Source organism: Janthinobacterium algoris (assembly GCF_051380935.1).
Taxonomy (GTDB): Bacteria; Pseudomonadota; Gammaproteobacteria; order Burkholderiales; family Burkholderiaceae_D; genus Janthinobacterium.
This window is the reverse complement of sequence record NZ_JBNYXZ010000001.1, coordinates 380,060-393,032: the sequence shown is the minus strand read 5'-3', so window position 1 is coordinate 393,032 and position 12,973 is coordinate 380,060. Positions and strand designations below refer to the sequence as shown.

11 protein-coding genes are annotated in these 12,973 nt (G+C 61.8%); 7 read left to right on the top strand and 4 right to left on the bottom strand.

The genetic code is table 11. The annotated features are described in order from the left end of the window. Positions 1-196 precede the first annotated feature (196 nt). On the bottom strand, positions 197-1,411 hold the full coding sequence (locus ACQ4W7_RS01815) for an extracellular catalytic domain type 1 short-chain-length polyhydroxyalkanoate depolymerase (protein WP_436528002.1): 1,215 nt from the start codon (positions 1,409-1,411) through the stop codon (positions 197-199). A gap of 237 nt (positions 1,412-1,648) precedes the next feature. On the opposite strand from ACQ4W7_RS01815, the gene ACQ4W7_RS01810 reads away from it, so the two are divergent. Next, positions 1,649-2,245, top strand: coding sequence for a PRC-barrel domain-containing protein (locus tag ACQ4W7_RS01810; RefSeq protein WP_436528000.1), 597 nt, complete (start codon positions 1,649-1,651; stop codon positions 2,243-2,245). Between the two features lie 83 nt (positions 2,246-2,328). On the opposite strand, the gene hrpA is transcribed toward ACQ4W7_RS01810, so the two are convergent. Next, complete coding sequence (hrpA, locus tag ACQ4W7_RS01805; protein ID WP_436527998.1) at positions 2,329-6,540, bottom strand: ATP-dependent RNA helicase HrpA; 4,212 nt, start codon at positions 6,538-6,540, stop codon at positions 2,329-2,331. Positions 6,541-6,596: 56 nt separating this feature from the next. Between hrpA and argA the strand changes: the two genes are divergently transcribed. Further along, entirely contained in the window at positions 6,597-7,907 is a 1,311-nt protein-coding gene (argA, locus tag ACQ4W7_RS01800; protein WP_046685875.1) for an amino-acid N-acetyltransferase, read from the top strand. 47 nt (positions 7,908-7,954) lie between these two features. On the opposite strand, the gene kdsA is transcribed toward argA, so the two are convergent. After that, a complete protein-coding gene (gene kdsA / locus ACQ4W7_RS01795; RefSeq protein ID WP_426071694.1) occupies positions 7,955-8,800 on the bottom strand; it encodes a 3-deoxy-8-phosphooctulonate synthase in 846 nt (281 codons plus the stop codon). Positions 8,801-9,020: 220 nt separating this feature from the next. Here kdsA and ACQ4W7_RS01790 point away from each other — a divergent pair, with 220 nt between their 5' ends. Both ACQ4W7_RS01790 and ACQ4W7_RS01785 read left to right on the top strand, forming a co-directional pair. Then, on the top strand, positions 9,021-9,293 hold the full coding sequence (locus ACQ4W7_RS01790) for an oxidative damage protection protein (protein WP_034750797.1): 273 nt from the start codon (positions 9,021-9,023) through the stop codon (positions 9,291-9,293). 183 nt (positions 9,294-9,476) lie between these two features. Further along, entirely contained in the window at positions 9,477-10,001 is a 525-nt protein-coding gene (locus ACQ4W7_RS01785) for a DUF6622 family protein (protein ID WP_426071693.1), read from the top strand. A 36-nt stretch (positions 10,002-10,037) separates the two neighbouring features. Here the strand turns inward: ACQ4W7_RS01785 and rpiA are convergent, their stop codons facing one another. Beyond that, the gene (rpiA, locus tag ACQ4W7_RS01780; protein ID WP_426071692.1) at positions 10,038-10,715 is read right to left on the bottom strand and encodes a ribose-5-phosphate isomerase RpiA; all 678 of its coding nucleotides are present in this window, start codon (positions 10,713-10,715) and stop codon (positions 10,038-10,040) included. A 206-nt stretch (positions 10,716-10,921) separates the two neighbouring features. Between rpiA and ACQ4W7_RS01775 the strand changes: the two genes are divergently transcribed. The 3 genes from ACQ4W7_RS01775 to ACQ4W7_RS01765 are packed head-to-tail and all read left to right on the top strand — an operon-like array spanning position 10,922 to position 12,896. Beyond that, positions 10,922-11,290 carry a response regulator gene (locus ACQ4W7_RS01775; protein WP_426071691.1) on the top strand — a complete coding sequence of 123 codons (369 nt, stop codon included), beginning with the start codon at positions 10,922-10,924 and terminating at the stop codon, positions 11,288-11,290. 2 nt (positions 11,291-11,292) lie between these two features. Then, on the top strand, positions 11,293-11,919 hold the full coding sequence (locus ACQ4W7_RS01770; protein WP_426071690.1) for a chemotaxis protein CheC: 627 nt from the start codon (positions 11,293-11,295) through the stop codon (positions 11,917-11,919). Positions 11,920-11,924: 5 nt separating this feature from the next. Further along, positions 11,925-12,896 carry a diguanylate cyclase gene (locus ACQ4W7_RS01765; RefSeq protein WP_426071689.1) on the top strand — a complete coding sequence of 324 codons (972 nt, stop codon included), beginning with the start codon at positions 11,925-11,927 and terminating at the stop codon, positions 12,894-12,896. The last annotated feature ends 77 nt before the right edge of the window (positions 12,897-12,973 follow it).

The following is a 12,973-nucleotide window of genomic DNA, read 5'->3' as shown; positions in this document are numbered from 1 at the left end:
CTATTTTTGTGATTTTTAAATACCGAAGCAATACCACCCATGAGAAATCGAGGGTAGGCCGGCATTCGGTGGCGGAGTTGAAAAGGGCGCGACAGGCGCGCTGGCGCGGCCGAGCGGCGGCACGGCCAGCGCTGCGGGGAAGGGAAGAACGATGCGTACCAGTGCCTGCCGCGCCGTTGCGGCGCGGCACGGTGGCTTATCGGCGGTGGTGGCTGGCGAAGAAATCGAGCAGCATCTTGCTGGCGTCGGGCTTTGCCTTGTCGTTGAACGGCAGGCTGGCGTCGCCACCGCTCCACGCGTGTTCAAGGTGCTCGACCTGCGCCACGCGCAGCAGCACATCCTTGCCCACCTGATAATCGTGCAAGGCATACGCATGCGCCGGGTTGCGTCCGCTCGCCGCACCGCCAGGCAGACGCTGCGCCGTCACCAGCGTATCGGCTGGCATGCGGTTGACGCGCACGCTCTGGCGCACCAGTTGCGTCTGGTTAATGGGCCGCACCACCTTGTCGGCCTGCCCTTGCAGCAGGATGGTGGGCAGGCGGGGAAACGCGGGCTGGCGCGCCAGCACTTCATCGATGGCCACATCGGCACGGGCGGCAGCGCCATGCTGCATCACGCCCAGCGCGCCGATCAGGTTATGCCCGGCGCCAAACACGGGTCCGGAATGCAGGCCCAGCGCGGCAAACAAATGAGGATGGTTCAGGGCCACGATATGCGCCATGCCGGCACCGGCGGAAATGCCGCAGATATAGATGCGCGCGCGGTCGATCGCATAGCGGGCCGCCACCTGCTCGATGGCGCCGACGATCAGACGCACGTCGCCGCCGCCCTCCTGCGTCAGCTTGTCGTACCACTTCCAGCAGCGGCGCGCATGCGAACGCAACGATTGCTGCGGATACAGCACGGCATAGCCCTTGCGCTCGGCCAGGCGGTTCATGCGCGTGCCTTCGGCAAACTGCGTGGCGCTCTGCTCGCAGCCGTGCAGCATCACCAGCAGCGGCCGGCCCCGGCTGCGCATGGCGGCGCTCGGCGCCTTCTCGGGCAGGTACAGAAAATATGGCAGGCGCCGGCCCGGCAACTGCCCCAGTTCCGGCAACGGCGCATAGTGGGCGGCCAGCCACTTGCCCGGCGGGGACGCTGTTCGCTTGCGCACGCGCGGGGGCGACAGAGGCGTGGCGAACGGCGCCAGCGAGGGCACGGCGTCGCTGGCGGGCCTGGCGCGCGGCTTGGCGACGGTTTTCGCCACTGCCTTGGCGCCGATTTTGCTTACGACCTTGCTCACGGCCTTGCGAGGCTTGGGCTTGGCTGGCACGGGCCCGAACAGCACCTTGGCCAGCCTGTTCGCCGTGCGCTGCTGCGCCTTACCGGCGCGCAATAGCCCGCGCAGCCATTTGGTGGTGGGCTTCACCATGGCAAGCGGCGCGCGTGTCGTTGTGGAGCGTAGCGCAAGTTCATCTCACTGCATCGTTGCATCGTCAGCATGTGCGGCCTCCTCCGTAGAACGCATAGAGTACCGCAATTGGCGGACAACACCGTACGTTTGCACACCGATAAAAGTGCCGCAGACACCATTGAGGCAGATCAAACGCGACCTTGTGTGCATGCGTAATCTGGGGACTCGATCAGCACTTCACGAGGAGAGAACACCATGAGCTATCTGGACCGCGACATCCTGGGCATATACCGCAACCACGACGGCCCGGGGCCGGCCTTGATGGGGGCCGACACCCTGCTCGGCGACGATGTCTACAATCACAGCGACGAGGAACTGGGCGGCATCAAGGAAATCATGCTCGACATGCGCACCGGCCAGATCGCCTATGCCGTACTGTCCTTCGGCGGCATCCTGGGCATGGGCGACAAGCTGTTTGCCGTCCCTTGGGAACACCTGACCCTGGACCCCGTCAACAAGCGCTTCCTGCTCAACGTGGAAAAAGACCAGCTGAAAGACGCACCCGGCTTCGACAAGAACAACTGGCCCGACATGGGTAGCGATGCGTGGAACCAGCAGATGGAAGCGTTCTATGGCAGCGGCACGCGCTACGGCAGCGGCGCCATGGCGGGCAGCCACATGCCATCCAGCAGCGACCTGCGCAGGGGCGCCAGTGTGCAATCAGGCAGCGACGGCAGCATGTCCGGCACCTCCATGAGCGGCAGCCGCGCCGGCACGGGCAGAAGCCAGGGCGACGTGGGCTCGCGTTCCTCGCTCAGCGATGATGAGCTGGATGAACGTAGGTCAGATTAGTAGCGCGTAATGCGACACCACCAGCGACACCGCCCCACCTCGGCGGCCCCGCTAATCCGACCTACGCTGCAGAGGAGAAAAACCTAGCGTTGCATCGACTCCCATACTTTCTGCAACCTTTTGGCAGAAACAGGCATCGGCGTGCGCAATTCCTGCGCAAACAGGGACACGCGCAGCTCTTCCAGCATCCAGCGGAACTCGACCAGTTTCGGGTCCGTATTCTTGCCCGCCTGGCGGTCCTTGGCCTGACGCAAGTATGGTGCGGCCGCCGATTGCCATTCGGCCATCAACTTGGTGTCGCGCGCGGGGTCGGCGCGCAGCTTTTCCAGGCGCACATTGATCGCCTTCAAATAGCGGGGGAAGTGCGCCAGCTGCGTGTACTCGTTTTCCGTCAGGAAGCGTTTATGCACGAGTCCCTGCAGTTGCGACTGGATATCGGCCGCCGCTGTTGCGGGAATATTCTGTAGGCGCTTGGGCAAGCCGTGGAATTCCGTCAGTACTTGCGACAGCAGGCGGGCAATTTCATTCACCAGCAGGACCAGGCGCGACTTGCCCTCCGCCTGACGCTTGGCAAACGAGGCGGAGTCCAGCGGCAGCGGATCTTGCAAGCAAGCAATATCGAGCGCCTTGTTGATGATTTGCTCGCGCAACTCTTCCTGCGACCCCAGGGCCATGAATTGCATGCCCATCTGCTGTAAACCAGGGATGCTTTTCTCGACGTACTTGATCTGCTCCTTCATTTGCAGCGCGAACAGGCGGCGCAAACCGATCTTGTGCGTGCGGGCAGCTACCGTCGGGTCGTCAAACACTTCCAGGTCGCAATGCGTGCCCTTGTCGACCAGCGCAGGGAAACCGATCAGTGTCAGCTTGCCCTGCACGATTTCCAGCAATTCCGGCAACTCGCCAAAGGTCCAGCCCGTCAAGCCCATGTGCTGCGACACAGTGGCATTGACGGAAGCCGGCGTTGCTGTAGCGGCTGCGCCCTTGGCTGGCGCGGCGTTCGCGCCCTGCGCTTGCGCTTGCAGCCGCGACGCCACTTGCGCGCCCGCCACGCGGGCAGCAGGCGTACCCGTGCCGGAGACGCCCGACACTTCGGCCAGCTTCTGGAAACTCTGGCGCGCCTGGCCGCCGAACTCCGCCTGCAGGGTGGCCAGGTTGCGGCCCATGTCCAGCTGGCGGCCATGCTCGTCGATCACCTTGAAATTCATGAAGTGATGGGCAGGCAGGGTTTCCGGCTTGAAGTCCGTCGTCAGCACATTGATCGTGATCTGCGTGCGGATGTCTGCGATGATGGCGTCGATCAGGTCACCGCGGCCAAACACGCCCGCCTCGTGCACGCGCTCGCAGAATTTGGCCGCGTAATCGGGCAGCGGCACGCAGTGGCGGCGCAGCTTTTGCGGCAAGGATTTCAGCAACAGATGCACTTTTTCCTTCAGCATGCCCGGCACCAGCCATTCGCAGCGCTCGCGCGGCAACTGGTTCAGCGCATACAGGGGCACGCTCAAGGTCACTCCATCGCGCACGCTGCCCGGCTCGAAGTGGTATGTGAGCCCCATTTCCAGGCCCGTCACGGACATGGTTTTCGGGAACAGGTCGGTGGTCACGCCGGCCGCCTCGTGGCGCATCAGCTCTTCGCGGTTCAAATACAGCAGCTTCGGGTTTTCGCGCGTGACATCCTTGTGCCATTTTTCGAAACCGGCGCCATTGCACACGTCCGCCGGCAGCAGCTTGTCGTAGAAGGCTGCGATCAGTTCATCGTCGACCAGCACATCCAGGCGGCGCGATTTGTGTTCGAGGTTTTCGATGTCCTTGATCAGCTTGTGATTGTGCGCAAAGAACGGCGCGCGCGTATCGAAGTCGCCACCGACCAGCGCGTCGCGGATGAAGATTTCGCGCGCTTCCGGCAAATTGAAATTGCCGTAATTGATGCGGCGCTGGCTGTACACCACCAGGCCATACAAAGTCGCGCGTTCCGACGCCGTCACTTGCGCCGAGCGTTTTTCCCAGCGCGGCTCGCCCCAGGATTTCTTTAGCAAATGCTCGCCGACTTTTTCCAGCCATTCGGGCTGGATCTGCGCCACGCATCGCGCGTACAGCCGCGTCGTGTCGACCAGTTCGGCCGCCATGATCCACTTGCCCGGCTTTTTCAGCAGCGAGGAACCTGGCCAGATGTGGAACTTGATGCCGCGCGCGCCCAGGTAGCCTGCGCCCGGCTCATCCTCGCCCTTGAAACCGATATTGCCCAGCAAACCGGTCAGCAAAGCCATGTGCAGGTTGTCGTAGGTAGCCGGCGCTTCGTTCAGGCGCCAGCCCTGTTCCTTGACGATGGTCAGCAGCTGCGAATGCACGTCGCGCCATTCGCGCAGGCGCATCTGCGACAGGAAATTCGTGCGGCAATTGTCTTGCAGCTGGCGGTTGGTTTTCTTGTGCTCGATGGCAGACTCGAACCAGCGCCAGATTTTCAGGTAACTGAGAAACTCCGACTTTTCATCGGCAAACTTCTTGTGCGCCTCGTCGGCCGCCTGCTGGTGCTCCATCGGGCGGTCGCGCGGATCTTGCACGGACAGGGCCGAGGCAACAATCAACACTTCCGTCAGGCAGGCGTTATCGAGCGCGGCCAAAATCATGCGGCCCACGCGCGGGTCCAGCGGCAGCTTGGCCAGCTTGTTGCCCAGTGGCGTGAGCTGGTTGACCTCGTCGACGGCGCCCAGTTCCTGCAGCAGCTGGTAACCGTCGGCCACCGCGCGCGCCAGCGGCGGCTCGATGAAGGGGAAGGTTTCCACGTCCGTCAGATGCAAGGATTTCATGCGCAGGATGACGGCGGCCAGCGAAGAACGCAGGATTTCCGGCTCCGTGAATTTCGGCCGCAGCAGATAATCCTGCTCTTCGTACAAACGGATGCAGACGCCATCGGCCACGCGGCCGCAACGTCCGGCGCGCTGGTTGGCGGCCGACTGGGCGATCGGCTCGACCTGCAACTGCTCCACCTTGTTGCGGTAGCTGTAGCGTTTGACCCGCGCCAGGCCCGCGTCGACCACGTAGCGGATGCCGGGCACGGTCAGCGAGGTTTCCGCCACGTTGGTGGCCAGCACGATGCGGCGCGCATTGCTGGTCTTGAAGACGCGTTCCTGCTCTTCGGCCGACAGGCGCGCGAACAGCGGTAATATTTCCACGTGCGGCGGATGGTGCTTGCGCAGCGCTTCGGCGCAGTCGCGGATTTCGCGCTCACCGGGCAAGAATACCAGCACGTCGCCCGAGCCGATGCGGCACAGCTCTTCCACGCCATCGACGACGGCATCCATCAAGTCGCGCTTTTCGCGCGCAGCGGCGGTGCGCTGGCCCGGCCGGTCTGTTCCCGAACCGGCATTCGCGCCCGAACCTGGCATGGCTACCTGCTCGCGCTCCACGGGACGGTAGCGCACTTCCACCTGGTACAGACGACCCGACACTTCGATCACGGGCGCGGGTTTTTCCGGCGTGCCGAAATGGCGCGAAAAGCGTTCCGCATCGATGGTGGCCGAGGTGATGATGATTTTCAGGTCAGGCCGGCGCGGCAACAGCTGTTTCAGATAGCCGAGCAGGAAATCGATGTTCAGGCTGCGTTCATGCGCCTCATCGATGATGATGGTGTCGTAATTTTTCAACAACGGGTCGGTCTGCGTCTCGGCCAGCAAGATACCGTCCGTCATCAGCTTGACGGACGCGCCACGGCTCAGGGTATCGGTAAAGCGCACCTTGAAACCCACGGTTTCGCCCAGAGGCGTACCGAGTTCCTGCGCGATGCGCTTGGCCGTCGAGGAAGCGGCGATACGCCGCGGCTGCGTGTGGCCGATCATGCCCTTCTGGCCACGTCCCAGTTCCAGGCAAATCTTCGGCAATTGCGTCGTCTTGCCGGAACCCGTCTCGCCCGAGACGATGATGACCTGGTTTTCCGTCAGCGCCTTGGCGATTTCAGCGCGCCGGCCCGAGACGGGCAAGTCTTCCGGATAGGTAATCGGTGGCAGCGGATTGCGGAAGGCTTTTTCCGCCTCGCGCGCGGCGCGAGCCGTATCACGGCTTTCGCGGCTTTCCTGCCCCTCGCGCGACGGGCGCGCGGCCTGGGCCTTGCCCTCACCCGCGCGCTGCTGCTGTTGCTGTTTCTGCTGTTCCGTGCGCGGCGGCTGCTGCCTTTGCTGGCTCACGGGCGGACGCTGGCGGCCCTGCGCAGGCGTGGCGACAGGCGTGGAAACATCCCCGCTGGCGGGCACATTTGCAACGATGGAAGGAGGGGAAGACTTATTGCTGGCTGAAGACATTGTTTTTTACAGGTATTTTAAGCGCGCACATCGCGCAGCGAATTATAATGCGCTTAATGGAAAACCCTACCCAATTCGTCCAATGGCTGCGCTCCGTCGCGCCCTACATCCACGCCTTTCGCGGCAAGACCTTCGTGGTCGCCTTCCCCGGTGAACTCGTCAGCGCCGGGGCGCTGCAGGTGCTGGCCCATGATTTGTCTCTGCTGCATGCGCTGGACATCAATGTCACCGTCGTCTACGGCTCGCGGCCGCAAGTGGCGGAACAACTGGCCTTGCGTAACGTCGAAGGCCGCTTTCACAACGGCGTGCGCATCACGGACATCGCCGCGCTGGAATGCGCGAAGGAAGCGGCCGGCGAGCTGCGCCTCGATATCGAGGCCGCGTTCAGCCAGGGCTTGCCGAACACGCCCATGTCGCATGCGGCCATCCGTATCATTTCCGGCAACTTCATCACGGCACGCCCGCTGGGCGTGATCGATGGCGTGGACCTGGAACTGACGGGCATCACGCGCAAGGTCGACGCCGAAACCATCCACTCCATCCTCGGTTCGGACGGCCTGGTGCTGCTCTCTCCGCTGGGCTTCTCGCCGACCGGCGAAGCGTTCAACCTGACCATGGAAGACGTGGCTTGCAGCGCCGCCATCGCCCTGCATGCGGACAAACTGATTTTCATCACGGAAACACCGATGATGGAAGACGCCACGGGCGTGGAAATCCGCGAACTGTCGTCGCACCAGGCCGAAGCCGTGCTAATGGCCGGTTTCTTGCCGGATGCCACGGCGTTCTACCTGAAACATTGCGTCAAAGCCTGCCACAACGGCGTCGAGCGCTCGCACATCGTACCCTTCTCGATGGACGGTTCGGCCCTGCTGGAATTGTTTACCCATGATGGCGTGGGCACCATGATCAGCCATGAAAACCTGGAAAGCCTGCGCCAGGCCACCATCGAAGACGTGGGCGGCATCATCAAACTGATCGAACCGCTGGAAGCGGACGGCACCCTCGTCAAGCGGGGCCGCGAGCTGATCGAGCGCGAAATCGATTATTTCTCCGTCATCGAGCATGATGGCGTGATCTTCGGCTGCGCCGCCCTGTACCCCTTCCCCGCGCAAAAGATGGCGGAAATGGCATGTTTGACCGTCAACCCGGAAGTGCAAGCCCAGGGCGATGGCGAGCGCATCCTGAAACACATGGAAAACCGCGCGCGCGCCGCCGGCCTGAACAAACTGTTCGTACTGACCACGCGCACCTCGCACTGGTTCAAGAAGCGGGGCTTCGTGCCGGCCACCGTCGACGATTTGCCGAAGGACCGCCAGCATATGTATAACTGGCAACGTAAATCGCAAGTGCTCATCAAGACACTGTAAAAATGAAAAATCCCGGCATGCCGGGATTTTTTATTGCTTGAATTTTATTACTTGATATTCAGCGGTGCGAACGATTTGACCAGGTCATCGAGCGCCTTCAATTGCGCCAGGAATGGTTCCAGCTGGTCCAGTGGCAGGGCGCTGGGGCCGTCGCAGCGGGCGTTGTCAGGATCAGGATGGGCTTCCAGGAACAGGCCGGCGATGCCGACGGCCAGGCCGGCGCGGGCCAGGTCCGCCACTTGCTGGCGGCGGCCGCCCGAAGCGGCGCCGCCGGGGTCGCGCTGCTGCAGGGCGTGCGTGACGTCAAAAATGATGGGCAAGTCGTCACACGTCTTTTTCATCACGCCAAAGCCCAGCATGTCGACTACCAGGTTGTCATAGCCGAGGCAGGTGCCCCGGTCGCACAGGATCAATTGCTCGTTGCCCGCTTCCTTGAATTTCTCGACGATATTGGCCATCTGGCCAGGGCTCAAAAATTGCGGCTTCTTGATGTTGATGACTTTACCGGTTTTCGCCAGGGCCACGACGAGGTCCGTCTGGCGCGCCAGGAAGGCGGGCAGTTGCAGCACGTCGACCACTTCGGCCACCTGCTGCGCCTGCCATGGCTCATGCACGTCGGTAATCACGGGCACGCCGAACGCCGCCTTCACATCCTGGAAGATGCGCATGCCTTCTTCCAGGCCAGGGCCGCGGTAGGAATGGATGGAAGAACGGTTGGCCTTGTCGAAGCTGGCCTTGAACACATAGGGAATGCCCAGTTTTTGCGTCACACGCACATATTCTTCGCAGGCGCGCATGGCGAGATCGCGCGATTCGAGTACGTTGATGCCGCCAAACAGCACGAAGCTGCCTTCATTGCTGACGTCGATGCCATTGACTTTCACTGAGGTCATAGAGAATTCCATATTAGTTAATTGCTACTACTTACTTGGACGAGGCGCAGCCAGCGGTTGGCGCGATAAGGCATCTTACTAGCTAGGGCGGCACAGATCAAATTTGATCCAGCGCAAGGGCACGATAAACGCCATGCAAGCTGGCCGTGACGGCCCCGCGAGGGCAGGCGCAAAGTGCCTTATAATCACGTTTTATCTCTACATTGATTCAGGAGCACTGATGGCCCGCACGATCCACTGCATCAAACTCAACAAGGAAGCCGAAGGACTGGATTTCCCACCGTACCCGGGCGAACTGGGCAAGAAAATTTACGAATCGGTGTCGAAAGAAGCGTGGGCCGCCTGGCTCAAGCACCAGACCATGCTGGTCAATGAAAATCGCCTAAACCTGGCCGACGCGCGTGCCCGCAAATACCTGGCCACGCAGATGGAAAAACATTTCTTCGGCGATGGCGCCGATGCGGCCATGGGCTACGTTCCACCAACGGAATAAGTTTTTCGCCTTGAATGCCCGTGGCCGACGCGCCACGGGCAGCCTTCCGTCCCGCCTTCCCGCTTCACGCCGCCTGACGCTGTTTCACGGCAGACCTTTCCCGTTTCGTCGCACATCGCTCGCCGCCCACGCCGCCGGCTGACACAGTACGTCCATCGACAACCTCATTCCAAGGCGGACACCATGTTGCAGCAAATCTTCAGCCACACTCCCCTCTACGTCTGGGCCATCCTGGGCTTCCTCGTGTACCGCGGCGTGCTGGCCAGCCGCGCGCGTGAAGTGAGCTTGCGCAAGCTGTGCATCATTCCCCTGGTCATGCTGGCCCTGTCCCTGAGCGGCGTGTACGGCAGTTTCGGCTTAGCGGGCATGGCGCCATTCGCCTGGGCCGCCGGCGCCCTGGCCGGTGCGGCGCTGGCGTGGTCGCTGGCCGATCCGCGCAAGATAACCGTCATTCCCGAGCGGGCCAGCGTGCAGCATCCCGGCAGCTGGGTGCCGTTGATCTTGATGATGAGCATCTTCTGCATGAAATATGCGGTCGCCGTGACCCTGACCATCGCCCCGGCCTATGCCCATGCGACCAGCTTCAGCGTGCCTGTCTGCCTCGCCTACGGTGGCTTCAGCGGCATCTTTTTGGGTGGCTTGCTGCGCACCGTGGCCGTATACCGTCAGGCGTACATGACAAGCGGCCCGCAAGGGGCCGCCGTGTAAGACAGGTGCAAACGCCGGCAACTGCCGGCGAGCATCTTAGTATGCCAGGGTACGCACGCCTTCCGGCATGCCCAGCAGGCAAACATTGGCGCCGCGCACGGCGAACAGGCCGACGGCGATGACGCCGACGATCTGGTTGATCTGCTGTTCCAGCGCCACCGGATCGGCGATCTGCAAGCCCAGCACGTCGATGATTTCGCCACCGTTGTCGGTAATGAACGCTTCCGTGCTGCCAGCCTTCAGGCGCAAGCGGGGCGTGCCGCCCAGCGCGATCAGCTGGCGCGATACGGCGGCGCGCGCCATCGGTACCACTTCCACCGGCAGCGGGAAGGCGCCCAGGGTATCGACCAATTTGGAGCCATCGGCGATGCAGACGAACTGTTTCGCCACGGAAGCCACGATCTTTTCACGCGTCAATGCCGCACCGCCGCCCTTGATCATGGCGCCGCTGGCCGTGATTTCATCGGCGCCGTCGATGTAGACGGCGATCGACTCGACGTCGTTCAAGTCGAACACGGCAATGCCATGGCCTGCCAGGCGCGCGGCCGTCGCTTCGGACGATGCGACCGTGCCTTTGATGCGGTCCTTGATCTTGGCCAGTTCATCGATGAAAAAATTGGCGGTGGAACCAGTGCCGACACCGATGATTTCACCATCGACTACGTAATCAATGGCCGCGCGGGCTACGGCTTGCTTCAATTCGTCTTGGGTCATGACATTCAGGCTAAAGTGGGGAATGGCGCTATTTTAACGGATTGCCAGTCTGGCCAGCCGGCCATGATGAGCGCCGATTCGATTTGATACAACAGGTAAATGGAAAAACCTTGCTCCAGGGCAATTTCACACCCAATTACTCTCTATGCCCTTTAAAATATGCGAAAATGGAACGATAGCCCGATATGACGTTTCAGGAATAGCAAATGAATCACAGTAAACAGGTACTTGTTGTCGATGACAGCCGGGTTTCACGTTTGATGTCGCATCAGTTCATCCTTAGCAAACATGCCGACTGGCAGGTGATTGAGGCGGCGACGGGTGAAGAAGCCCTGGAAAAAGTCAAGACAGTCACCCCTGTCCTGATATTACTGGATGTCAACATGCCCGGCATGGGCGGCGTGGCGGCAGCGGAACAATTGCGCGTGCTGTGTCCGCAAACGCACATCATTCTTGTCACGGCGAATGTGCAAAACGCCATCCGCAACCGCGCCAGCGAACTCGGCGTGGGCTTCATGGAAAAACCCATCACGGAAACCCGCATCCATCAATTGATCGAATCACTGGGACTGTGAGCATGATCAATCTCTCCGAACTCGAAAACGATGCCCTGGTAGAGATATTCAATATCGGGGTGGGCCATGCTGCCGCCGCGATGAGCGAGATCGTCAATGAAGAAGTGACCATGTCGGTGCCGTCGATCACGTTCCTGAACCGTGCCGACGCGGCCTCCCTGCTGGGCAGCAAGAAGGATGGCGAACGCATCTGCGGCGTCAGCCAGCATTACGATGGCGCCTTCGCCACCGAAGCCATCCTGATGTTCCCGGAAGACAAGAGCCTGGAAATCGTGCGCCTGATGGTGGGCGATGCCATGCCGCTGCAGGAACTGACGGAGATGGAACAGGAGGCGATGAGCGAAATCGGCAACATCATCCTCAATTCCTGCGTGGGCACGCTGGCCAACCTGTTCGATAGCGAACTGCATGGTTCGCTGCCCCTGTACCATGTGGGCACCAGCGCGGAAATCCTCTCCTCGTTCGGCGGCCGCGATGACGAGGCCGTCGTGCTGATGCTGCATATCGACTTCGTGCTGTCCAAGCACCAAATTCACGGCTATGTCGCCTTCGTGCTCGACCTGTCCGCCTTGCACGACCTGAAACAGCAGGTCAGCCACTATCTGGCCAAGGTCCTGGGACAGGCGTGACGATCATGCCGGATGCCTTACACCGACTCGCCCTGCTCGAAAGCATACTCGGTGCCGTCAACCTGGGTGCCATCGTGCTCGATGAGCAGCACCGCATCGTGCTGTGGAACCACTGGATGGCGCGCCACTCGGCGTGCCAGGCCGACGCCGTGCTGGGCCAGGACTTCTTCGCCGTCTATCCGGAACTGCGGCACAAGCGCATCGATTCGGCCATCACCCAGGCGCTGCGCGACAATTTCCAGTCGCTGCTGTCGCAAACGCTGCACAAGGCGCCGTTTGCCCTGTACCCGCATGGTGCGGCCGCTGGCACGGTGGAAGGCCAGGAACGCATGCAGCAGGCTATCGCCGTCACGCCGATCAATCTGCCCGGTTCGCCGCGCCACTGCCTGATCCAGATCAATGATGTCACCATCGCCGTGGGCCGCGAAAAGCTGCTGCGCGAACAGACCATGGTCTTGCGCTCGCAAACCTTTTCCGATGGTTTGACGGGCATCGCCAACCGCCGCCACTTCGACGTGGCGATCGAGAAGGAAATGCGGCGCGCGATGCGCACCAGCAGCCCCCTGTCGCTGCTGATGATCGACATTGACCATTTCAAGGATTACAACGACCATTACGGCCACCAGCAGGGCGACGACTGCCTGATCCGCGTGGCAGCCGAACTGGCCGCCATGCTGCAGCGTCCCACCGACCTGCTGGCGCGCTATGGCGGCGAGGAATTTGCCGCCATCCTGCCCGACACGGACGCGGCACAGGCGCTGCGCATGGCCGAGGCGATCCGCCTGCGGGCGGCCGAACTGCGCATTCCGCATGCCAAGGCGGGCAACGACGTCAAGCACATCACGGTCAGCATCGGCATCGCCACGCAGCACCCGCAACAGCCGCTGGCCATCGCCGCCCTGATCGGCGCCGCCGACCGCGCCCTGTACCTGGCCAAAGGCGCCGGGCGCAACCGCGTGATGGTACAGCCGCTGTAAAAAAAGCAACGCTAGAAAAAGGATTCCAGTAGACATCTTTACGGCGTGTGCGTAGACTCGTTACTGATTGCAGCAAC